The organism is Neobacillus novalis NBRC 102450 (genome assembly GCF_001591805.1).
GTDB classification, from domain to species: Bacteria; Bacillota; Bacilli; order Bacillales; family Cytobacillaceae; genus Neobacillus; species Neobacillus novalis.
In genome coordinates, this window is record NZ_BCVP01000037.1 from 1 (window position 1) to 22,798 (window position 22,798).

The following is a 22,798-nucleotide window of genomic DNA, read 5'->3' on the forward strand; positions in this document are numbered from 1 at the left end:
TTCGCAGAACCGGACAGTAAAGGACCCAAAGTGGACAGTAAATCATAAAGCCCTTTTAAAAAGGTCATAAAAAAGGGCCTATGGGAAGGAATCTTCAATAAAAAAGGCCCCCATCCCAGATAGTGGAGTGGAAAGTTACCTGATCGAGGCTGCCCGGAGAGCTTAATTGTGACCGTCAAGACAAAAAAAGCTCCGCCTCGGGCACAATAATAGTTAATTGAGCCCATCAAAGGGAAGTGTGGCCTCGTGGGTCACTAAAAAATTCTCGCTGAGTTCCTGCCTTTGACCTTTTCCCCCGCCCCGGAGGGTACCATGACCCTCCCAGCCCACGAGGCAACCTATAGGAACCCTCCCAGACTCCCCCTTAAGCATGAGACTCCCCCTAAACATGAGTGTCCCCTTAAGCATGAAAGTCGCCCCGCCACACCATCAGCTCGTCGCAATCATCACCAAACAAATATCATCCTTTTGAGGATTCGCGTGCTTGGAATTTGGCTGCAACCGCTGAAGCAGCTCCGCTGGATCAGTCATCCCATCCTCTACCAAACAGCTGGTCAGCTTCACTACAGCATCCTCATTCTCTTCCTCCAGCCATTCTGACAACCCATCGGTAAACAGCAAAATCCGTGCGCTATCCTGGTACGAAATGACCCCTTTACTCACCTCAATTTCATCAAAAAAACCTAGAGCGGAGCAGCCTTGCTCCAGCAGCCTCACCTCACCATCGACAAGCGCAATTCCCGCTGGATGGCCGGCATTCACGTATTCTATTGACTGCTTTTCCGTGTCGAGAACAAAGTAAATCGCGGTGAAATAATAGTTGATTAAACTATCATTGTGGAGCTGGTTCATGCGCCAGTTCAGTTCTTTCATGACAGCCTCCGGATCGCACAAACCGGTAATCGAATCCTTTAAGGCCGAATATATGTACATACATACAAGCGATGACGAGATACCATGGCCCATCATATCGAGCAAAATCACACCATAGCGATGCGGGCTAATCTTGTACCAGGCATACAAATCGCCGGCAAGCTCAAAGGAAGGCTTGTAGACCGCAGAAATCGTTACATCCTCTTTCTGAATCGGATCTGAAAGCATGCTGAGCTGCACCTGCTTGGCCAAATCCAACTCATATTGAATCCGCTTATCCCGTTCCTTGCGCAAGTCCTTTTCAACCTTTATGCGGAGGACGGAGCGGATCCGCGCCAGCAGCTCGACTTTATTGATAGGCTTCATCACATAATCAAGGGCTCCCGCATCCATTGCCTCGGCCATTTTATTGGAGTCTCCCATTGCCGTGACGAAAATTATCGGAAGATCGCGGAACCGCTCAATCCCAAGAATCGTACGGCAGGCCTCGATGCCATCAATTTCCGGCATCATCAAATCCATCAATATTAAATCGATATCAACTTCAGGAGGATTAACCGCATCAAGCTGCAAATAATCGAATAACTCCGTGGCCGATGATAGCAGCACCAAGCGTCTATAGCCAGCCTTCATGAGGATTTTTTCAACAATCATTAAATTTGTTTTATTATCATCGACAATGATTATCTTCATCGCCATCCATTAGCCGCCTCCTCTGGGGTCAGACCCCCGCCAATTAACGCGTTAAAACATCGGGGGTCTGACCCCCGCTAAGTGCTTTTCGCAATTTTTCAAGCGCCTTTTTTTGCAATCGAGATACATGCATCTGTGAAATCCCCAAATACTCTCCCGTTTCCTTTTGACTTTTGTTCGCAATAAAGGTGCATTCGAGAATTTGCCTTTCTCTCTCTGATAAAACGTGAAGGGCACTCTCCAGCAACAGCCTTTGGTCGACTTTTTCGAAGCCTTCCTCTTCCGTTCCGACAATGTCGAGCGTCGTCATCGTGCTGCCTTCGGAACCCGTTTCAATCGATTGATCGACAGATGCGGCTTGATAGCTCTTCCCCATCTCCATCGCTTCCAAGACTTCCTCTTCGGAAATCTCCATAAACGCAGCAATTTCGTCAATCCTTGGCGACCGCTGATATTGATTGGTCAGCTCGTCCACTACCGTTTTAATTTTCGGCCACGTTTCCTTGATGCGCCGCGGTACATGAACACTCCACGTTTTATCCCTAAGAAACCGCTTGATTTCACCAATAACGGTAGGAATTAAATACGTTTCAAACGATCTCCCCACACCTGCATCATATCTTCTGATTGCGGACAACAAGCCAATCATTCCAACCTGCATGATATCCTCATGAAAATATCTTCCCTTTGAATATTTCCGCGCAAGGCTCCCGACCAGGGCCGTGTAATGTTCCACCAAGGTGGTTTGAGCCTCCGAGCTCTCATGCTGTTGAAACTCTAAGATGAGGGCATCAATTTCTTCCTTAGTTCGCTTCATGGGTTGAGATGATTCTGTCATGATTATCACGCTCCCCACTTCGGTTCTTCACCATGAAGACCGTTACTCCGGAATGATTCAGTACCCGGACTTCATCCATTAGCGTCTCAATCAAAAATAGCCCTAACCCTCCTTCAGCAAGCTGCTCCACCGTACTTGATTCTGTGTATGGGCCTAATTCGTTTTTTGTTTGTAAAAAATTAAAGCTCCTGCCACTGTCGGCGACGACGATTTCCAACTTGTCATGGTAAATTCCAAAGCCGATGATTACTTCCCCGCCCTCGTCCTTGCGGTACGCATGCTGGACTGCGTTGGTACTAGCCTCACTGACAGCAATTTTCATATCCTCGATTTCCTCATATGTATAACCCATCCGGCTGGCAATTCCTGATAATGTCAATCTAATTACACCGATATATTCCGGTTTAGCCGGAATCTTCATTTCAATATAATCCATCACTTCGCTCATCTTCCTCCACCCTCTGAATGTGCCGAAATATCCATTATGTTACTTAAGCCAGTAATTTCGAAGAGTCGCACTAGTCGATCCGATAACTCAATCAACCTTAATTCGCCGTCATTTTGCTTTAGCTGCTTGAATAAGCCAACAAAGACACCAAGTCCAGTACTATCCAAATAGGAGACATCCTTAAGATTGACGATAATCGATTTATTCTCCCCTTCGGCCAGCGGCAATATTTCCTCTCTCAGTTTCGGCGCCGTAAACGCATCAATTTCCCCGCCAACCAGCACCAATATTCCCTCATCATTCTGATGTTTATTTATGGTAATATTCATTTTCTCACACCTTTAAATTTTATTTTGTATATACCCTATTAGTAGACTCGTAAACCTCTTTTTTTAAAAAATATAGTTTTTTGTATTATACCAAAATATGCTAGTTGGCTTAATAGACCATATGGCCCAGTTGCTAGTCTCTAAAAAGCCCTCCGTTCACTTCACCAAAAGCCAAAAGCCAGGCTTCGTCAGCCTGGCTGGTTTATTGTATTTTTTCCCGAATTAATCATTATCGCGTTGTTTACTACGGGATTCTCCGCCTTTTTGTCCAATCTTTCCATAAAAATCTTTATCATGATTCTCGGATGTGGCTTCCCCGCCTTTACGCCCGATTTCTCGATAAAACTCTTTATCATGATTCTCGGAAGTGGCTTCTCCGCCTTTTTGCCCGATCTCTTGATAAAAATCTTTACCATGATTCTTAGAAGTTGCCTCTCCGCCTTTACGTCCTGCTTCCTCTAAACTCATTGGTTCTTTATTATTTTTTGCCATTGTCATTTCCTCCTTTAAATTTTTTATGATAGCTGCCTTTCATAACTAGCCTTTTCATTAGCCTTTACTTCATTTGCAGCCCTTCATATTTAAACCAGCTCCTTCTAATTCAATTGTTTTCCTCATTTCAGGTTATTTTGTTGCAACCTGGTTATGGTGTACCACCTTTTTCCCCAGCTAAAACACTTTTTGATCGTTTTAATATAGGAAAATACGTTTCTATCAACAGCTCATCCGTTTCATTTGAAAAATTTACCTCAACTGCCGTTGCAAGTGGAGCTGATTCGTAAGCGTTCAGTTACTAAATTGCTGATGCTCGCGTGATTCTTGCTCGTCGTCCCCTTCTTGCGATTCGATCTCACCATTCATCGGAGGAGGGGTCCCTTCTTCCCGATGTCCATATTTTTTCTGCAATTCATCATCTTGATTTGCGTCAGGGCCAGCTTCGGACCTTTGCAATTTCTGTTGCTGATCCTTTATATCCCCCTGCATCGATGTACCGTCCCTGTATCTTTCCTGGAGTTCACGTTTACCTTTTATGGAATGATTGTCACCGTTGCTTTGCTGGTGTTCACGGTCACCTTTCATAGAATGATTGTCACCGTTGCTTTGTCCATCCTGTTCGTGTCGCTCTTTTTCATTTTCCTTTTGCTCAACATCATTCTTAGCCATGTTTCATTCCTCCTTCAGATTGCTGTCTTTCATCCGAGGCGGGTTTACCGAACCTGCAACCACATATTTAAACCACCGTCCCTACTAGTGTTTTACCACCGAAGCGTGCTGACCAAACCCCTATTTAAAAAATGAACCTTTCTTTCTCCCTTTTAACAGGTCGCCAGTCCAGCCTTTAACTTTTAAATAACCATAAAGCAGGACAGTGGAAATGATGATTAGTAGGATGGAAAAAATATAGCCAAACCGCCACTCAAGCTCAGGCATATTTCTGAAGTTCATGCCCCATAACGCCCCGAAGGCCATGATTGGCGTAAAAATGGTCGTAATCACCGTTAAGGTTTTCATAATTTCGTTTCCACGGTGCGAGGAGATGACTTCCTCTAATTTAATAATCGAATCAATTTCATGTTCATACTCGTTCAGCAGCGAGAACGCCCGCTCAATTCGTTTCGCTGTACAACGGAAAATCTCGTGATTGCCGCCGCGATGAAGGGCAATTTCGTCGATGGCCATTTTCAGTTCCTGGATTGGAATCAATAGACTTTTCCACACTAACAGCTCATGCCGGCGCATATAGACGAATTCGAGGAGGCCCGTTTCATTCTTTTTCCGGATACTCCAAATCAGGCTTTTGAGCTCCGCTTCGAACCCATCAATCTCCACTAACATTTCATTCATCAATTCTCCGAGAAAAAGTAAAAAGCCGTCGACTGCGTTTTCCGTCCGGTCAATTTTTCGTAACAGTCCTTCTTCATCAATGTGTCTCAGGGCTGACAACTCCAGGTCCACAGAAATCCATTGATCTTTGGTCACATAAAAATGGAAGAGACGATAATCGCCCTCCTGTTTAAAACTTTGTTTATAAATGAGCGAGCCATTGACGACCTTTTTTCCATTTTCCAAAATGCGTACACGCAAGCAATTGGTTCTGTTTTCACCCACTTGCTCCAGCCAGTCTTTGCATCCGTAACCTTCATTTTCGATGAGCGGATTTATCCTATCAATCTCCGCTTCGGTAAATTGAAACCACTTCCACTTGGCAGCGCCGATAAATTTTTCCATAGTTTCTCCTTTTCTGTGGAAAAGGGGCGGAGCGCCGCATAAACGAATCGGTATAACCAGTCGAATTGAAAAATACATTTCGTACTTTGAATAGGTTAAGCCGGGCTCTGCTCACACCGCCTTTATTATTTTGGTGTACTACTCATATTACATTCACTTTCGTGCATGGGTTGGAAGTTGAAACTCAAGTAAGTTTATACTGATAAATCCCCGCTTTTTGCCGAAGTGAAACTTTTGAAAATAGGTTTATTAACAAGATTAACAGGGTATTCATAGGTTAAATTGAATTGGAGCTGCTATCTGGGCTCCAGATAAAATCCAAAGGAGGGTTTTGTTTTGAAACGAGGCTTAGGAGTAACATCACTAATGGTTGTAGGAATCGGAGCATCTGCATCTGCTGCGATGTGGCTATCGTCTAAACCGAATCGCATCAAAACGGAAAATTTGCTTCGAAAGTGGAAACGGAAAATCAAACCGACTGTCTTTGATAAAAGCGAACAGCTCCCGATTGAAAAGGGCGGGCATCCCCAACCAGATGATCTAGAGGATAACAATATGGTCAGCGAAGGTGCGATGTATTCCGTGAAATTTTATAATGAGAAAATGCAGTAGTAATAGGCAGTTTGGGGCGGATTCATCGTCTCAACTGCTTTTTTTAAAAAATAACAACGGTGAGAATGGGCGAGCTTCAGCGATTTTTTTGGCCGATAGGAAAGTATGACTTTCCTATCATAAGTGCAACTACGTCTCTGTCTTCGCCCTAACGGGTTTGCCAGTCGGCGAGTTTTCTTTATGAGGTGAAAAATGAACTTACTTTTTTTACTCATTTATTTCTTCATCATTATTACGGTCACAGAAATTTTCGTGATTTTATTTCGGTTAACAGGCCTCAAATCTGAGGTTTCCCGGTTTCAAGTTGTCTCGATGATGACCAGTACAGGCTTTACGACGGGGGAGTCCGAGCTGATTTTGGGTCATCCGGTTCGCCGGAAGCTAGGCGTTTTTCTCATTTTGTTTGGTGCGTTTTCTCTTGCTGTTATTATTTCATCGATTAGTCAGTTCCTTTCGAAAGGGCTGAGAATGAAAGAGATCGTCTCTGTTGCCAGTGCTCTCATCCTCGTGTTTGGCGTTTTAAAGCTGACCTGGACTCAAACCTTGTTATCGGCGTTCTTTCATCGAAAAATGAACCGGAAAGTGGAGCTGGCTGATTTGCCGATTAGGGATGTATTTTTAACAGATAAAGCAGATGCACTACTAAATCTCCATATTTATAAAGAATCAACACTCAACTCCAACTCGGTAGGCCACGTGCACCATGGGCATGAACAGTTGGAGTTTGTCGCCCTGTTTATCAAGCGCGGGGAAGAAAAAATTAGAAAAAACGTCTATGACACCACCCTCCAAGAAGGAGATCAGCTCTTGCTATTTGGTGCAAAAAAGGTGCTTTCAAACACATTCGCCGATGATATTCAGCTGATGAAAGAAAAACACAAGAAACTCAGGCGTCCTGGAGTGGATGAAATGAAGCAGTGATTGGATTAGGAACAAAACTCTCTTACAACCGCTTAATTTGTCCTTAAGAGCCCTTCTTAAGGACAAAACTCCCTTATAAACTACTTAATTTGTCCTTAAGAGCTCTTCTTAAGGACAAAGCTCTCTTATAAACTACTTAATTTGTCTTTAAGAGCCCTTTTTAAGGACAAAACTCCCTTACAAACTACTTAATTTGTCTTTAAGAGCCCTCATTGGTGACCACCTCCTCTTTTTCCCACCCGCTTCCCGTCACCAATCCCCCCCTAGTAAGAACAAACTACAACAAAGAAAAAGCCCCACCCGAGGCCTCCATTATCGCTTTATCACTTCCAAATACATGAGGTGGTATCCATCCGCTTCGTGGACTTTGAACGAATACTCCTCCTCGTTCACTACTGCGCCCGCACCTAATTGAGCAGTGGGGTTTTGTGTCAGGAACCAGCCGCCAATTGTATCCACATCCTCGCCGCTTAAATGGGTGCCGAGCAGCTGGTTGACCTCGCGAATAGTGACTTTGGCATTAACAATATAGTGTTTACCTGCCTCGAGCGTGCGAATCTCCGATACTTCGTCACCATCAAATTCATCCCGAACCTCGCCAACAATTTCCTCGATGATATCCTCGACCGTCACTAAACCGGAGGTCCCGCCATATTCATCCAGCAGAATCGCCATATGGGTTCGCTCCATCTGCATCTTGATCAATAAGTCATGAATCGGAATGGTTTCAATGACGCGAATAACAGGCTGAATATAGGATTTTATTTTCCAATTATGATATTGGCCTTGTTTCATGATTTTGGCGGTTATAAACATTTTCACGTTCATTACACCAATAATATGGTCTTTATCCCCCTCCATCACCGGATACCGGGTAAATTTTTCCCCCTTCATGGTTTCCACCACGTCATAAATCGAATCTTCAACCGAGAGACAGCTCATTTCTGTCCTCGGCACCATGATTTCTTTGGCGATTCGCTCATCAAATTCAAAAATATTATTGACATATTTCCATTCATTTTGGTTAATTTCTCCGCTTTGATAGCTTTCTGACAGGAGAATCCGCAGTTCTTCCTCCGAGTGCGCCACTTCAAGCTCGGACCCTGGCTTTATACCAAACAGGCCGACAAGCAAACGGGCGGCATTGTTTAATAACCAAATAAATGGAAACATAATTTTGTAAAATAGGATGATCGGTTTGGCGAACAGCAGCGTAATCGCCTCCGCTTTTTGGATGGCAACCGTTTTCGGCGCTAGTTCGCCCGCAACGACATGGATAAAGGTAACGGCGGCAAAGGCAAGCACAAAAGAAATAATATGGGTCACGGCCTCGTTCATCCCTAGTACTGCCAGCAACGGGTGCAACAACCTTTCCACCGTAGGCTCTCCCAGCCAGCCCAGTACCAATGCCGTCACCGTGATCCCAAGCTGGGTGGCTGACAAATATTCATCCAGATGGGTCACCACCTTTTTCGCCGCAATAGCGCTCTTTTCCCCTTCCAGAATCAATTGGTCAATCCGCGATGTCCGTACTTTGACAATGGCAAATTCAATCGCGACGAAGAAGCCCGTTAAGACGATGAGCAAGGCAATCGCAAATAGATTAATCAGCAGCATGTAACCCCAACCTCCCTTCTAAAAATAATAATCCGAAATCGAAGAGGATTCCGGATTGTCCAGTTGTAATTTATATATTTTCCTCATCCAGTTTATTGTCTAGTTTCCGCAAATATTTACGGGCAAACTCTGTTCCTCCAAGGCCGAATGCAAGTCCAAATGCCAGCGCCAAACCGCCTAAGACAAGAATAAAGGCAGCATTGACAATGGAATGGGCTACACCCAGTTGATCTAACGCCATAAACAGCGTAATCGTAAAGATGGCATATTTCGCGACCGCGGCGAGGGTGCGGGAGTACCGCTGTTTTAAGACATTTTGTAACACTCTCTCGACTAAATGGCCTAAATATAAGCCGACACCTAAGATCACTAATGCCGCTACTACCATTGGTAAATAGGCTATTACCCCTGTTGCTAACGTAACTAAGAAATCTAAATGAACAATTTGTAAGGCTTCTGCGGTAAATAAGAGCACCACCACAATTTTCACCAGCAACCCAACGAGCTGCGACAGCGTGTACTTCGATTGGCCCTTGGGTGTTAATGAGCCGATTCCCATGTGGTAAAAAATATTATCGAACCGTATGCGCCAGAGCATTTGCTCGACCATTTTTTCGATCCATTTTCCAAGCCAGATTCCTAGTAAAATTAACATGATGGCTGCAGCAATGTTTGGAATCAGGGTCATAATTTGCTGAAGCATCGCAATTGCCGGCTCCGAAACTCCTTTTAAATCCAATTTTTCCATGGCGGTAATAATCGTTGGTATGAGGATGAGAATGAACACAATATTTCCGATAATGGTTGATAGATTAGCTCCGTCTATTCCAAACCGAGGACCAAGTCGTTCCATCCCGATACTTTGTAAAAAATTAGTTAAAATATCACGAACAAGTTTTGCAATCAGCCAGCCGATAAAAACAATTAGGGCCGCTGCAAATAATTTCGGAATAAAGGTGAGTAAGGTCGAAAGGACATGTGTGAAAGGTTCAGAAATCCCCTCCAGCTGCAATGCGCCTAAAACACCTGGTAAAAATAACAGAAGAACAAAATAGAAAAGTGCTTTCGCAATACTGTTTACCTTGGTGCTGGCATCTAGTTGAGTTTTTGCCATCTTCCATTTTATTAGATGGCTTTCTACACGGAACATCGTTGCTCCTCTTATAAAAAGCATTCTCAACACGGTCGCAACCGCCCAGGCAAACAGGAGAATCAGTGCTGCTTTTAATAGATTGGGGATCGCTGCTGTGATGGTCGATAACATGTGGACGAGCGGCGTCGCTATTAGACTTAAGTTCAGCATATTAAAAAAGATCGTCCACACAAACACCAATAACAGATAGTAAACTATTTTTCCAATGATCACTTCTGATGAATATTTCCGCTTTCCAAAATTGGAAAACAGCTTATTATCAAAGTTTGTTTTCTTGAGTGCGGCTTCTACACCTCTGCCAATCGCTTTAGCGGCCAGCCAGCCAACTAATAAGACCAGCAGTGCCAATAGTAAGTTTGGAAGTTGGTTGGTATATGTGTACCATCCGGTCGTCATACTTTTTAACGTCATGTACCTCTCTCCTTTTTCTAATTTTGCTTGGTAACTGTAATACCCCAACACCCTTTCTTCAAACATACGTCTTAGACTCCAATGTTGATTGGAGTGGAAGGCACGAGACTCCTGCGGGAGCAGCGGGACAGGTGAGACCCCGCAGGCGCTTTAGCGCCGAGGAGGCTCACCGCCCGCCCCGCGGAAAGCGAAGTGCCTGGAACGGAAATCAACATTCACTTTTAACACAGCCTTTTAAAAAAATGCCTTTAATGAAGGAAATGAAGGTGGATGAAATAGTGGTTTCGAAATCTTTTTACGGGGAAATATACTCACCAGCTAGACGAATTTAGAGGAGGAGTAAACATGATTACAACTAAGAAGAAAAAATTACTAGCTGGCGGCTTTGCTGTTTTACTAACCTTTGGTGGATTAGCCGGATGCGGCGATGGTGTCGATCAAGATAATGGCATTAATGATGGCGAGCAAAAAGATGCGGTTGATAACGATACAAAAAAGAAAGCCAATGATGCCTTTAAGGAAACAAAGGACAATTTAAACGATATCAAAAACGATGTAGAGGATAAATTAAAAGAAGAGGGAGTCGGTGATGGCGTCGACCAAGATAATGGCATCGACGATGGTGAAAGGACCGATGAAAATAACAACTAGAGTTTACTGCACTTTCTCAAAGGGTAATAGAGTAGTAGAACCAAAAAACTTTTGACATGGAGGAATTGACTATGAATAAAGAACAAGTAAAAGGTAAGCTTGACCAATTGAAGGGTGAAGGAAAAGAGCAATGGGGTAAATTAACCGATGATCACTCCAAGGAAGCCGAAGGAAAAATGGATAAGGCAAAGGGTAAGTTGAAGGAAGGCTACGGAGATGTTAAGGAGAAATTGTCGGAAAAAGATGATAGGTAGAATAAGGGGAAAAATTCAATACTTAATGGAAACTCGCCGATTGGCGGTTCATGAGGCGTAGTTACACTTATGCCTGATCGGAAATATCACCAAAAAAGGAAGAGGCCCCCCAGCCTCTTCTTTTTGTATAAATACCCCTTTTATTTGCCCCTGTTCCCTATGTTACTTTTTCAAAAAAGTCCTTACAGCTTGTTCAAGAAATCGAGAGCGATGTTAGGCGCAACCCCGAATAATACGGAACCGACGACGGCGACAATAAGGACAACGATGATGCCGAATGGCAGGTTGAACTTACTTTCATCGCGCGCCGGGCGGAAGAACATTTGCGTCATGACGCCAAAATAATAGAAATACGAGACAACGGTGGCTGCAATCATGATCGAAGCCAGCACGTAATGCGGCTCGCCGTAAAAGGCACCGACAAAGATGTTTAACTTGCCGATGAAACCGGCCGTGCCCGGGAAGCCTGCCAGGGAAACGAGTAAAATTCCCATTGTGACAGCGAGAACCGGTGAACGGCGGTACAGTCCGGCGAAATCAGCAATCTTAGCTGAACCTGTTTTTTCCGTAACGACTTGGATGACTGCAAACGCGCCAAGGTTCATTAACATGTAGGCGAGCAGGTAAAACCAGACGGAAAAGATCAAATTCGCACTCAGTGTCGTTAAGGCGACAAGCAGATAGCCGGCGTGGGCGATACTGGAATAGGCAAACATCCGTTTAATATTCGTTTGTTTCAATGCGACGACGTTCCCAATGATCATCGTTGCCGCGGCAAGGAAGGCAAGGTAATCGTGCATTTTGAACAGGATGCTGCTTCCGTCCCCAGATGGAGCGGCATTGTAAAACACGGAAATCAGAATCCGGATGACAATCACAAACCCAGCCGTTTTCGAAACGACACTCAGGAAGGCCGTAACAGGTGTCGGCGCCCCTTGATAAACGTCCGGCGCCCACATGTGGAACGGTGCTGAAGCCAGTTTAAACGATAAACCGACGAAAATCAGCAAGAAGGCGATGCCGAGCAGGTAAGCCTGCTGGCCGTCGACAACCGCAGACAACTTATTGGCGATTTCCGCTAAATTGGTTGAGCCGGTTAAGCCGTACACATAGCTCATCCCGAACAGCGTGATCGCCGTTGAAATCCCGCCATTGATGACGTATTTCATCGCCGATTCGTTGGACTGCAGGTTGTGCTTCTTGATGCCCGCTAATACATAGGAAGAAATCGATAACAATTCCAATCCGATAAACAGTGTAATTAAATCGCCGCTCGATGTCATGAACATCGCACCGAGCAAGGCCGTTAAGAACAAGTAGTAAAACTCGCCGCGGTACTCTTCCATGCCATCTTTAGCGTCATAACTGACCGCCAAAAACATGACGAGACCAGCACCGGCAAGCAATAGTAATTTAAACGCTTTGCCAAACATATCAAGCGTAAATGTATCATACAGAATCGAGGTTGGCTCTGTGCCAAGTAAGCTTGCAAGCGCAATAATGGCGGCAACAATACCGGCAATGCTCAGCCAGCCAAGGATTCTGCGGTCCACGCGCTTTGGCAAAAATAAATCTAGTAATGTCAACAATGCGATGACGCCAAGGATGATGAACTCTGGTGTCATAACACTCCAATTAAATTCGCTCAATGTCTTCAGACTCATCCTTCATCACCCTCCTAACCCAAGCATGATTGTTTCCAGTGTTGTTTGCAGCGGTGAGCTTAACACACTTGGGAAAACGCCGATTAACACGATTAGTAACATCAGGACTCCGACTGGGATCAATTCGACCCCTCGAAGGTCAAGGACGCCGGTAAATTCGCGGTGTGCCTTACCGTAGGTCATCCCAAGGACCGCGCGCAGCAAGTACGCCGCCGTCATGATAATCCCGATGGTTCCAACAGCAGCAATCCACGGCAATTCTTTGAACAGCCCGAGGAAGGCCATAAATTCGCTGACGAACCCAGACATGCCTGGCAATCCGAGTGAGGCCATTGCACCGGCAAGCAAGAAGCCTGCGGCAATCGGCATCCCTTTCGCAATACCGCCGAGATTTTCGATCAACGACGTGTCGGTTCGCTCATACAAGACACCGACCAGGAAGAACAATAACGCGGAAATCAAGCCGTGCGAAATCACTTGGAAAATCGCCCCTTGTACTCCGGCCTCGTTCATGGCAGCAAGTCCGATTAACACTATGCCCATATGTGAAATCGAGGAATAGGCTAACACCATTTTAAAGTCTGTTTGAATGAATGCTAGAAACGCCCCGTAGAGCAGGTTGACCACTCCAAGGATGGCAATCAGTGTCGCAAGGGTCTTAAACTGCTCGGGAAAAATCCCCATTCCAAAACGAATTAATCCGTACGCACCGATTTTGAGCAAGATCCCTGAGTGGATCATTACAACCGATGGCGGCGCCTGGACGTGTACCTTGAGCATCCAGCTGTGCAATGGGAAGATCGGCAATTTGACACCGAAGGCAATCAACAGCGAGATTAATAGACCGAGCTTCAAGTCACCGGATAGCGGTGCGCTTGGGTCGGCAATGATTTTAGTCAGCATCTCTATATTGGTTGTGCCTGTTTTTCCAAACAAAATCATAATCACGATCAGCAGGACAGCGGAGCCTAAACCGTTATAGATTAGGAAGCTGTATGCTGCTTTTTCTTTTTCAAAATAACCCCATTTTCCGATTAAGAAGAACGTTGGAATCAAGGTGATTTCGAAAAAGATGAAGAACAGAATTAAGTTTTCTGCGGTAAAGACGCCGAGCATGCCGATTTCTAGTAAAAGGAACAGCATGAAGTAGCCTTTCCACTCTTTTTTGACAAATTTGGCTGCCGCTAGCGCTGAAAGTGTCGCGACAACCGCTGTAAGGACGACGAGCACAAGCTGGAATCCGCTTAGCCCAAGCTCATAATTCACGGAGAAAAATGGCTCCGGGACGCCGCCCATGCCGCGGAATTGAATCCACGATGTCGAGACGGCAAAATCGGCTAAATCCTTGCCCCACTGAAAGTGTAAGTAGGCGGCAATTGCGATTAATAAAGCTGGAACCGTCGCTAAAAGGCCGACCACTTTAATTAATTTCTCTGCTTGCTTTGGCATGAAGGCCAAAATGACAATCCCTAGTAAAGGGGAGAATACTAGGATTGTAAGGACTGCATGTAAATTCATCGTAAGTACCCCCCTGTTAACGCAAAGATGACGGCGAGCAGCGCAAGGCCAATAAAGGCGACAGCGCCATACGTTTGTACCTGTCCGGTCTGCATCTTCGAGCCGGTTCTGCCAAGGCCTTGGACAATTCCGACAACGCCCTTGACGAGTCCTTCGACGAGGAAGACATCAATGAAGCGGAGGAAATAACTTAAGCCTTTGGTAAACGCGACGACCGTCAGTTGATAGAATTCGTCGACGTAATATTTGTTTAGTAAAATCGTATGCAAGGTGTCCCCTGTGCCGCTGATGGTGTTGCGGGCGATGGAACGCTTGTAGTACATCATGTAGGCAAAGTAAATGCCCGCTAAGGAAACAACGGTTGCCGCAATCATAATCCAGATTGGTCCTTCGATATGGCCGTGGCCGAGTGCCGGGTTGCCATCAACGAGCCAGTCGCCAAGGAACGATCCGAACCATGGTGTATTTACATAACCAGCGATGACCGCCAAGACGCCAAGGAGGATCATCGGGTAGGTCATGTTGTTTGGCGATTCGTGAACATGCTTCTGGTCGCCGCGAGCTTCACCGGTGAAGACCATGAAGAACAAGCGGAACATATAGAATGCCGTCATGAAGGCTGCAATGAGCGCCAATAAGAAGAGGATTGGATGTCCGCCTTCCCATGCGGCGATTAAAATTTCATCTTTACTGAAGAAACCGGAAAATAACGGCACACCGCTGATGGCGAGTGTTCCGATTAAGAATAACGGCCCGGTGAACTTTAATTTTTTCCAAAGTCCGCCCATTTCCTCGATGTTCTGCGTATGCACGGCGTGAATTACAGAGCCGGCCGCTAGGAATAGGAGCGCCTTGAAGAACGCGTGTGTCATAAGGTGGAAGACACCTGCCACATAACCGGCAGAGCCGAGCGCCAGCATCATGTAGCCTAATTGGCTCACGGTTGAGTAGGCGAGAACTCTTTTAATATCGGTTTGGACAAGTCCGATGCTCGCCGCAAAAATGGCCGTAAACGCGCCGATGACGGCAATCGTTAACAGGGCTGTTTTGCTTGCTGCGAACAGCGGGAACAGGGCAGCCACTAAGTAAACCCCGGCCGCAACCATTGTTGCCGCGTGGATGAGGGCCGAAACAGGTGTCGGACCTTCCATCGCATCCGGAAGCCACGTATGCAGCGGGAATTGACCAGATTTTCCGACAGCCCCGATAAAAATCAGAATGGCGGTCAGGGTGATCATGGTCCCTGATATCGCGCCTGCATCAACTGCCGCGAAAATTGCGCTGTATTCAAAGCTTTTTGTTTCCCAGAAGAGCAGGATCATCCCGATGAAGAGTCCAACGTCGCCAATCCGGGTCATGATGAACGCCTTTTTCGCGGCGGCCTTTGCTTCTTCTTTGTAATAATAAAAGCCGATTAATAGGAAGGAACCAACACCAACAAGCTCCCAGAAAATATAGGTTTGCAGCAGGTTCGGCGAGATGACGAGCCCGAGCATTGCAAACGTAAAGAGTCCTAAATAGGCATAGAATACTGGAAACCGCTCATCCCCGTTCATGTACCCTTTCGAGTAGGTATGTACTAAGAAACTTACGAGCGATACGATAAACAGCATCAATGCATTCAATTGATTCACTTCAAAACCCGCTGTTAGATGAAGATCTCCGATCGTGAGCCAGTTAAATTTTGTGATATAGGTTGGCTCTGAAAAGCGCTCGAATAATACGAGAATCGAGAAGACAAGTGATGCAAGCGTGAGGAGAATCCCCACATAAGCACTCGCCTCCTTCAGGCGCTTACCGAATAGAAGAAGGATCAAAAACGATAATAGCGGGAAAAGCGGTATGAGCCATGCATTCTCCATCATTATCACTATCCCCTTTTCGGGCGGTGCCTGTCACCACCCGAATTTTGTCGAAATTGTGCGGTGCCTGACACCCTTTTCCAGTTAAAGGGAAATGGTGCCTGACACCCTAGTTTTTCATTGTGTCCATTTCGTCGATGTTGACGGTTTTCTTGGTGCGGTAGAGCGAGATTAAGATTGCTAGTCCGACTGCGGCTTCGGCTGCCGCAACGCTGATGGCAAACAGGGCAAATACCTGACCAGTAATCGACGGAGCCATCCCATATTTGCTGAAGGTGACAAGGTTAATGTTCACGGCATTCAGCATTAATTCAATCGAAATCAATACGATAACGGTATTTCTCTTCGTAAGCGCACCGTAAAGGCCGATGCAAAATAAAATCAAGGCAAGTGCCAGGAAGGCTGAAGCGGGAACTGAACTCATTCGTTATCCGCCCCCTTCTTCTCATTTTTTGCTAAAATAATTGAACCAACTAAGGCTGCTAACAATAACACAGAGGTTAACTCAAATGGAATGATGTATTTTGAGTAAAGTGCTTTTCCGATTTGCATCGTGTTGTTTTCATGCAGCGCGGTTGAAACTTGCTCAATATTGAAATTGTAAATCCCAATATAGACGGCAAAGGCAAAACCGACAATCCCCAAAAACACGAGAATCTTACGCCATTTACCTGTTTTAGGTTCATTTTCATCATCATGCTTCGTTAACATGATCCCAAACAGCATGATAATCGTAATCGCACCAGAATAAATTAAGATCTGCACAGCTGCGACAAATTCTGCAGAAAGCAGCACGTAAATGCCGGCGATTGCTACAAAAGTAAAGATAAGGGCAACGACCATATGAACAACCTTGGTAAGGTTCAACAGGAGCACACCGCCGATGATCGCAACAAGTGCGATGCCCATAAAAGCGAGGAATTCGCCTGAAAATGTCATGCTTTATTCACCTGCCGTATGTTTTCGTCGTTTTCATCCAGCCATTCTAGATTTTTAAATAACATGTCACGGCTGTATTCAGCAAGCTCGAAGTTATTGGTCATGATGATGGCTTCCGTCGGGCAAACTTCCGTACATAGGTCACAAAGGATGCAAATCTCGAAGTTAATGTCGTATGTGTCGATGATTTTCCCCTTTTTGGCCGGGTCCGGATGTTTTTTACCCGTTAATTGAATACAATCGGTCGGGCAAATGTTGGCACATTGATTACAAACAATACACTTCTCCGGATAAAACTTCTGAATCCCGCGGAACCGGTCCGGCAGCGGCAGCGGCTTGTTCGGATAATCGTAAGTAACCTTTTCGCGCGTTAAGTTCTTTAGGGTATATTTCAAGCCTTTAGCAAATCCAAGCACGTTTTTCACCCCTTTTACGTTTTAAAGATGGTTTTCAGAGTTAATTTAAGGTGTCAGGCACCTTTTGGTAGTAAATGGTTAAAGGTGTCAGGCACCACTTGACAGAAAATAACATTTGGTGTCAGGCACCACGCCTTAGAAAAATAATGATTTGAGTAAGGCGGTTAGGAATATGTTTGCTAGTGCGATTGGCAGGAGTACTTTCCAGCCAAATTCCATCAGTCTGTCAGCGCGGAAACGCGGTAACGTTGCGCGAAGCCAGATGTAGATGAAAACAACGACACTGAATTTAAGTGCAAACCAGACGGCACCTGGAATAAAGTCAAGGAAGCCAAATGGCGCAAGCCAGCCACCCAGAAAGACGACGGTAATCAGTGCGGACATTGCGAATAAATAGACATATTCAGCGAGCATAAAGAAGGCCCAGCGGAATCCTGAATATTCAACATGGTATCCGGCAACAAGTTCGTTTTCCGACTCCGGCAAGTCAAATGGTGTCCGGTTTAATTCGGCAATCGATGCAATAAAAAAGACGATAAAGCCGATTGGCTGTAATAGGATAAACCAGCCGTGCTCCTGGTGTGTGACAATCTCATTTAAATTTAAGCTTCCTGTTAAAAGAATAACACCAAGTACAGACATAACGAGCGGGATTTCATATGAAATCATCTGAGCCGCTGCACGCATGCCTCCTAAAAGGGCGTACTTGTTATTCGATGCCCAGCCGCCTAGCACCATTCCAAAAACAGTTAATCCGGATACGGCTATGTAATAAAGCAGGCCGACCCCGATATCCGCAAATTGAAATTTGTCGGTGAAAGGCATCGTCGCCAAGACCATGAAGGATGGCGCGAAGGCTATCGCTGGTGCGATGATAAATAATGGCTTGTCGGCAGCTTTTGGGATAATATCCTCTTTTAGTAATAGCTTAAGGACGTCAGCGACGGTTTGCAACAGTCCCCATTTACCGCCGACCTGGTTTGGACCATGGCGCAGCTGCATATAACCTAAGACTTTCCGCTCTGCTAAAATCCCGTAGGTTACGAAGCCTAATACAATTAAAAGCAAGACAGCACCGAGTAAAAAGAAAATTCCAAAGTTAGCCCAACCGGGACTTGACTGGAGCAATTCTTCTATCATTAGCCGTCAACCTCCCCAAGGACAATATCAATTGCCCCTAAAATAGCAATCATGTTTGCGATATTTTCGCCTTTTAATAGTTTTGGGAGAATTTGCAGATTATAGAAGGAAGGCCTTCTAAACTTTAAGCGGTACGGTTCTTTTTTCCCGTCACTCGCAATATAGCAGCCAATTTCTCCGCGCGGTGATTCAATTCTAACAAATGCCTCTCCTTTTGGTGCCTTAATAATCTTCGGCACTTTGGCAAGGATCGGGCCTTCGCCAGGGAATTGAGCCACGGCTTGTTCAAGGATGTTCAACGACTGCTCAATCTCAGCAAGACGCAGATGGTAGCGAGCCAAGCAATCGCCTTCCTCTGATGTCGGAACATCAAATTCAAAGCGGTTATAAATCGAATAGGGCTCATCTTTACGAAGGTCCCACTTCACGCCGGTACAGCGAAGATTTGGCCCGCTGAGTGAATAGTTAATGGCATCCTCTTTCGTATACCTGCCTATGCCTTTTACCCGATCGAGGAAAATTTCATTTCCAGAAACAAGGTCATGGAAGCCTTTTAGCTGTCCACGCATATATGGGACGAAATCTCTTACTTTTTCAATCCAGCCCTCAGGAGCATCCCACTTCACACCGCCAACGCGCATATAGTTGAAGGTCAAGCGTGCCCCCGACAATTCGTTCAGCATATTGATAATCATTTCACGGTCACGGAACGCATAGATAAATGGACTCGTCGCCCCAAGGTCAAGGATGTAGGTCCCCCATGCCACAAGGTGGCTGGCAACCCGGTTCAACTCCATCGCAATCACTCGCAGAAAATCAGCCCGTTCCGGAACTTCAATCCCCATCATCGTTTCAACCGCATGACAGAGGATATAATTATTGGTCATCGATGACAAATAATCCATTCGGTCTGTATAAGGAATTATCTGTGTATATTGCAGGTCCTCAGCCAATTTTTCCGTCCCGCGGTGTAAATATCCGATGACCGGCTTTGCCTCGGTAATGATTTCCCCATCAATTTTTACGACCAGCCGGAAAACACCGTGCGTACTTGGATGCTGAGGACCAACGTTTAGTATCATTTCTTCTGTTCTGATCACTCTCTACACCTCCACATCGTACGGCTGATAATCTTTTCGCAGTGGATAGCCCACCCAATCTTCGCCGAGGAAGATGCGGCGCAAGTCCGGATGCCCGGTAAACTTAATCCCGAGTAAATCATACGCTTCACATTCAGGCCAATCCGCTCCAGCCCAAAGCGGCACGAGCGACTCAAGTCTTGGTTCCCCGCGGTCAATCTTCACTTTTAACGCGACAGATTGACGATTTTTGTATGAGTAGAAGTGAACATACACTTCCATATATGTTTCGTAGTCTGTTCCATGAAGCTCTGATAAATAATCAAACCCTAAGAGCTCATTATATTTTAAAAATTGAGCTATCTTATAATATGTATCACGCTTCGCCACAAGTGTTGGAACATCCTTAGACAGTTTATTAATATAAGAATCTTCTAAAACATCAGAACCTAGATTTTCCTCAATCACCTTGACATATTTATCTAAGTAAGGCTGGTTGGCTGATGGCTTTGCGTCTGTTGCTTCGGCTGTTGCCGCACTGCCGGCTTTTCCTCCAGCTGCCGCTTTCGCTTTCGCTGCCGCTGCTGCCTTGGCCTTCGCTTTCGCAGCTGCAATCGCCTTCTCCTTCTCATCATCGCCGCCCGCTGCAATCGCTACTGCGTCTCCTGCTCCGGCTGCTTTTGCCTTCGCCTTAGCCGCCGCTGCTGCCTTCGCTTTCGCTACCGCCGCTGCCTTTTTCTTTGCGAGATCATCCGCATCTCCACCTGAGGTCGCTTCGCTCGCGGTTTCCTCTGCCGGCGCTTCACCCAACGCTTTTCGCTTCGCCGCCGCCGCTGCTTTCGCTTTTGCAACCGCTGCTGCCTTTTTCTTCGCGAGATCATCCGCTCCGCCACCGGCTTCTGGTGCTGTTTCAGCTGGAGTTTCCTCCGCTGGCGCTTCACCCATCGCTTTTCGCTTCGCTGCTGCCGCCGCTTTCGCCTTCGCTACTGCTGCTGCCTTTTTCTTTGCGAGATCATCTGCTCCGCCATCGGCTTCTGGTGCTGTTTCAGCTGGAGTTTCCTCCGCTGGAGCTTCACCCATCGCTTTTCGCTTCGCCGCTGCAGCTGCTTTCGCCTTCGCTACTGCTGCTGCTTTTTTCTTTGCGAGATCATCCGCGTCGTTTACCGGCGCTCCTGCTTCAGCTGGTGGTACCACTGGTTCATCGGCCTTTACCAGCTCAACAGGTTTTGCTTCCTGCTTTGGCTCCGCTGCTTGCTTCGGCTCCGTTGCCTGCTTCGGTTCCGCTGCTTGCCTCGGTTCCGCCGTGCCGGCTGCCTTGGCCGCCCGTTTCGCTGCTGCCGCTGCTTTCGCTTTTGCAACAGCCTCTTTCTTTAACTGCTCGAGATCCTTTTCCCCACTCATTGGTTAGATCACCTTCTTCCCAGTCTTCGCTTCATAGCGAATCTTTTCCTTTAACTTATTGATACCATAAATTAAAGCAGCTGGGTTTGGAGGGCATCCAGGTATGTATACATCAACAGGAACGATTTGGTCGACTCCCTTAACAACAGAATATGACTTTACATACGGCCCGCCAGCTGTCGCACAAGAACCCATTGCAATCACCCATTTTGGCTCCGGCATTTGGTCATACAATCTTCGTAAAATCGGTGCCATCTTCTTCGTCACCGTTCCAGACACAATCATACAATCCGACTGGCGTGGTGACGTCCGGAAAAACGAACCAGAACGATCCAAATCATAGTTGGCCCCGCCAACACCCATCATTTCAATTGCACAACAAGCCAGACCAAATGTCATCGGGTAGATCGAACTGCTTCGCGCCCATGCTTTAATTTGCTCTAGCGTAGTCATAAATACATTTCTCTGTAACTCTTCCATTTCTCGAGGTGAAATGTTGTCTAATTTTAGATCCATTGTAGCACCTTCTTTTTCCAAGCGTAGATTAAGCCGATTAAAAGCATGGCAACGAAAATTAACATTTCAACCAATGCAAAAATCCCCAGCTTATCATAGGCCACAGCCCATGGATATAAAAATACCGTTTCCACATCAAAAATAACAAACATCAGGGCAAAAATATAATAGCGGACATTGAACTGTACACGGGAATCGTGAAATGGCTCAATACCGCTCTCATATGTGGTATACTTCGCATCACTCGGAACATGCGGACGCAAAAGCTTACCTAAATATAATGCCACCACCGGCAGCAGTACCCCGAGACATAGGAACGCAAAAACTATCAGATAATTATTCTGATATACATTTAAAAGTTCCATGCCCATCCCCTCCAATGTTGAAATAATTTAAACAAACACATTATTGTAACCGAATTCATTATAGCATTGTTACAAACCCATGTCGACAAGCCATTTACGTTAAATTGGAATTCTATCGCCGCGAAAATTTCCCATTTTAAGGCTCTTGAGAGCTCGCTCTCAAAAGAGACTTAAAACGGGAATTTTGAAAGCCGCAGCGATCTTCGGAGGCGTTGCGGTGCGTTAGTATATGTCGACTATCCAATTTCACACCCAAACTGGATAGTCGACATGGGTTCCCCTCCTGAGCGTTTGCGTGATCTTGCAGAGTTACTTCTTGAATACACTTCAGAGATGACGCAAAAGCGAATTGGCCAACAGGTCAAAAGAGGAAGGTCTTAGCGCACGTGATCTGAAGCGTTAGCTGAAGATGACGTACAAAGAAGAGCGTTCGGATGAACTAAAATGCTCATTAAATTCGACAACAACCCTTATTTAATACCAAAAACCGGCCATTGTCAGTGAGATTTGTCATTAACTGTTAACCATCTATTACACTTTTTTTAGTTAATTACTATTCTTCTTAAAAAAATCATCACAATATTCCCTTCACCGTGTTCCCCCTACCATCATATTCTTAACCGGACAAATCATTCGATATTTACAAAATCCAGGACATCCTAACCATACGCAATACTAGATTACCTATAAAATGCCAAATAGCTAGTCGCAAGACTGGATTAGGCTAACTTTCCTGCCCTCATCTAATATTAGGCTCTTTTTATAACGTACTCCTTCCCGAAATTCCAATTGAATTACCTTTTTTGAAGGATCCTTTTCATTTACTTTCCACTTTGGACATTTTACTGTCCGGTTCTGAACATTTACTG

Annotated in this window: 23 protein-coding genes and 1 pseudogene; 4 read left to right on the forward strand and 20 right to left on the reverse strand. The window is 45.6% G+C overall.

Annotated elements, in window-relative coordinates:
• Positions 1-429: 429 nt before the first annotated feature.
• From BANVL01_RS21495 to BANVL01_RS21525, 7 genes and pseudogenes are all read right to left on the reverse strand, one after another.
• Complete coding sequence (locus BANVL01_RS21495) at positions 430-1,566, reverse strand: PP2C family protein-serine/threonine phosphatase (protein WP_066097112.1); 1,137 nt, start codon at positions 1,564-1,566, stop codon at positions 430-432.
• A 43-nt stretch (positions 1,567-1,609) separates the two neighbouring features.
• Complete coding sequence (sigB, locus tag BANVL01_RS21500; protein WP_066093786.1) at positions 1,610-2,404, reverse strand: RNA polymerase sigma factor SigB; 795 nt, start codon at positions 2,402-2,404, stop codon at positions 1,610-1,612.
• Positions 2,370-2,852: an anti-sigma B factor RsbW gene (gene rsbW / locus BANVL01_RS21505; RefSeq protein ID WP_066093787.1), complete on the reverse strand. Its 483-nt coding sequence runs from the start codon at positions 2,850-2,852 to the stop codon at positions 2,370-2,372. The genes sigB and rsbW overlap by 35 nt, the downstream gene beginning before the upstream one ends.
• Entirely contained in the window at positions 2,849-3,181 is a 333-nt protein-coding gene (locus BANVL01_RS21510; protein ID WP_066093790.1) for an anti-sigma factor antagonist, read from the reverse strand. The genes rsbW and BANVL01_RS21510 overlap by 4 nt, the downstream gene beginning before the upstream one ends.
• 225 nt (positions 3,182-3,406) lie before the next feature.
• Positions 3,407-3,673: pseudogene (locus BANVL01_RS21515) on the reverse strand (KGG domain-containing protein); the annotation flags it as partial.
• A 294-nt stretch (positions 3,674-3,967) separates the two neighbouring features.
• Positions 3,968-4,345 carry a hypothetical protein gene (locus tag BANVL01_RS21520; RefSeq protein ID WP_066093798.1) on the reverse strand — a complete coding sequence of 126 codons (378 nt, stop codon included), beginning with the start codon at positions 4,343-4,345 and terminating at the stop codon, positions 3,968-3,970.
• Positions 4,346-4,465: 120 nt separating this feature from the next.
• Entirely contained in the window at positions 4,466-5,410 is a 945-nt protein-coding gene (locus tag BANVL01_RS21525; RefSeq protein WP_066093801.1) for a magnesium transporter CorA family protein, read from the reverse strand.
• A gap of 336 nt (positions 5,411-5,746) precedes the next feature.
• On the opposite strand from BANVL01_RS21525, the gene BANVL01_RS21530 reads away from it, so the two are divergent.
• Both BANVL01_RS21530 and BANVL01_RS21535 read left to right on the forward strand, forming a co-directional pair.
• Entirely contained in the window at positions 5,747-6,022 is a 276-nt protein-coding gene (locus BANVL01_RS21530) for a YbyB family protein (protein WP_066093802.1), read from the forward strand.
• 192 nt (positions 6,023-6,214) lie between these two features.
• The gene (locus BANVL01_RS21535) at positions 6,215-6,943 is read left to right on the forward strand and encodes a hypothetical protein (RefSeq protein WP_066093803.1); all 729 of its coding nucleotides are present in this window, start codon (positions 6,215-6,217) and stop codon (positions 6,941-6,943) included.
• Between the two features lie 312 nt (positions 6,944-7,255).
• Here BANVL01_RS21535 and BANVL01_RS21540 read toward each other — a convergent pair whose 3' ends face one another.
• Positions 7,256-8,560, reverse strand: coding sequence for a hemolysin family protein (locus BANVL01_RS21540; protein ID WP_066093806.1), 1,305 nt, complete (start codon positions 8,558-8,560; stop codon positions 7,256-7,258).
• Between the two features lie 70 nt (positions 8,561-8,630).
• A complete protein-coding gene (locus tag BANVL01_RS21545) occupies positions 8,631-10,124 on the reverse strand; it encodes a mechanosensitive ion channel (RefSeq protein ID WP_066097116.1) in 1,494 nt (497 codons plus the stop codon).
• Between the two features lie 345 nt (positions 10,125-10,469).
• Here BANVL01_RS21545 and BANVL01_RS21555 point away from each other — a divergent pair, with 345 nt between their 5' ends.
• A complete protein-coding gene (locus BANVL01_RS21555; protein ID WP_066093812.1) occupies positions 10,470-10,775 on the forward strand; it encodes a hypothetical protein in 306 nt (101 codons plus the stop codon).
• 71 nt (positions 10,776-10,846) lie between these two features.
• Positions 10,847-11,029 carry a CsbD family protein gene (locus BANVL01_RS21560; protein ID WP_066093815.1) on the forward strand — a complete coding sequence of 61 codons (183 nt, stop codon included), beginning with the start codon at positions 10,847-10,849 and terminating at the stop codon, positions 11,027-11,029.
• 182 nt (positions 11,030-11,211) lie between these two features.
• Here BANVL01_RS21560 and nuoN read toward each other — a convergent pair whose 3' ends face one another.
• The 11 genes from nuoN to BANVL01_RS21615 form a co-directional block, all read right to left on the reverse strand.
• Positions 11,212-12,693: an NADH-quinone oxidoreductase subunit NuoN gene (gene nuoN, locus BANVL01_RS21565; protein ID WP_066093818.1), complete on the reverse strand. Its 1,482-nt coding sequence runs from the start codon at positions 12,691-12,693 to the stop codon at positions 11,212-11,214.
• A gap of 6 nt (positions 12,694-12,699) precedes the next feature.
• Positions 12,700-14,211 carry an NADH-quinone oxidoreductase subunit M gene (locus BANVL01_RS21570; RefSeq protein WP_066093820.1) on the reverse strand — a complete coding sequence of 504 codons (1,512 nt, stop codon included), beginning with the start codon at positions 14,209-14,211 and terminating at the stop codon, positions 12,700-12,702.
• On the reverse strand, positions 14,208-16,076 hold the full coding sequence (gene nuoL, locus BANVL01_RS21575; RefSeq protein WP_066093823.1) for an NADH-quinone oxidoreductase subunit L: 1,869 nt from the start codon (positions 16,074-16,076) through the stop codon (positions 14,208-14,210). Before nuoL ends, BANVL01_RS21570 begins: the two co-directional genes overlap by 4 nt.
• Before the next feature lie 106 nt (positions 16,077-16,182).
• On the reverse strand, positions 16,183-16,497 hold the full coding sequence (nuoK, locus tag BANVL01_RS21580; RefSeq protein ID WP_066093826.1) for an NADH-quinone oxidoreductase subunit NuoK: 315 nt from the start codon (positions 16,495-16,497) through the stop codon (positions 16,183-16,185).
• Positions 16,494-17,012, reverse strand: coding sequence for an NADH-quinone oxidoreductase subunit J (locus BANVL01_RS21585; protein ID WP_066093828.1), 519 nt, complete (start codon positions 17,010-17,012; stop codon positions 16,494-16,496). Before BANVL01_RS21585 ends, nuoK begins: the two co-directional genes overlap by 4 nt.
• The gene (nuoI, locus tag BANVL01_RS21590) at positions 17,009-17,428 is read right to left on the reverse strand and encodes an NADH-quinone oxidoreductase subunit NuoI (protein ID WP_024029643.1); all 420 of its coding nucleotides are present in this window, start codon (positions 17,426-17,428) and stop codon (positions 17,009-17,011) included. The genes BANVL01_RS21585 and nuoI overlap by 4 nt, the downstream gene beginning before the upstream one ends.
• Positions 17,429-17,563: 135 nt before the next feature.
• Positions 17,564-18,568, reverse strand: coding sequence for an NADH-quinone oxidoreductase subunit NuoH (gene nuoH, locus BANVL01_RS21595; RefSeq protein ID WP_066093831.1), 1,005 nt, complete (start codon positions 18,566-18,568; stop codon positions 17,564-17,566).
• On the reverse strand, positions 18,568-19,668 hold the full coding sequence (locus BANVL01_RS21600; RefSeq protein WP_066093834.1) for an NADH-quinone oxidoreductase subunit D: 1,101 nt from the start codon (positions 19,666-19,668) through the stop codon (positions 18,568-18,570). Before BANVL01_RS21600 ends, nuoH begins: the two co-directional genes overlap by 1 nt.
• Positions 19,669-19,671: 3 nt before the next feature.
• Positions 19,672-21,048 carry an NADH-quinone oxidoreductase subunit C gene (locus BANVL01_RS21605; RefSeq protein ID WP_066093837.1) on the reverse strand — a complete coding sequence of 459 codons (1,377 nt, stop codon included), beginning with the start codon at positions 21,046-21,048 and terminating at the stop codon, positions 19,672-19,674.
• Between the two features lie 3 nt (positions 21,049-21,051).
• On the reverse strand, positions 21,052-21,564 hold the full coding sequence (locus BANVL01_RS21610) for a NuoB/complex I 20 kDa subunit family protein (RefSeq protein ID WP_024029639.1): 513 nt from the start codon (positions 21,562-21,564) through the stop codon (positions 21,052-21,054).
• Positions 21,555-21,929 carry an NADH-quinone oxidoreductase subunit A gene (locus BANVL01_RS21615; protein ID WP_066093843.1) on the reverse strand — a complete coding sequence of 125 codons (375 nt, stop codon included), beginning with the start codon at positions 21,927-21,929 and terminating at the stop codon, positions 21,555-21,557. Before BANVL01_RS21615 ends, BANVL01_RS21610 begins: the two co-directional genes overlap by 10 nt.
• Between the last annotated feature and the right edge of the window lie 869 nt (positions 21,930-22,798).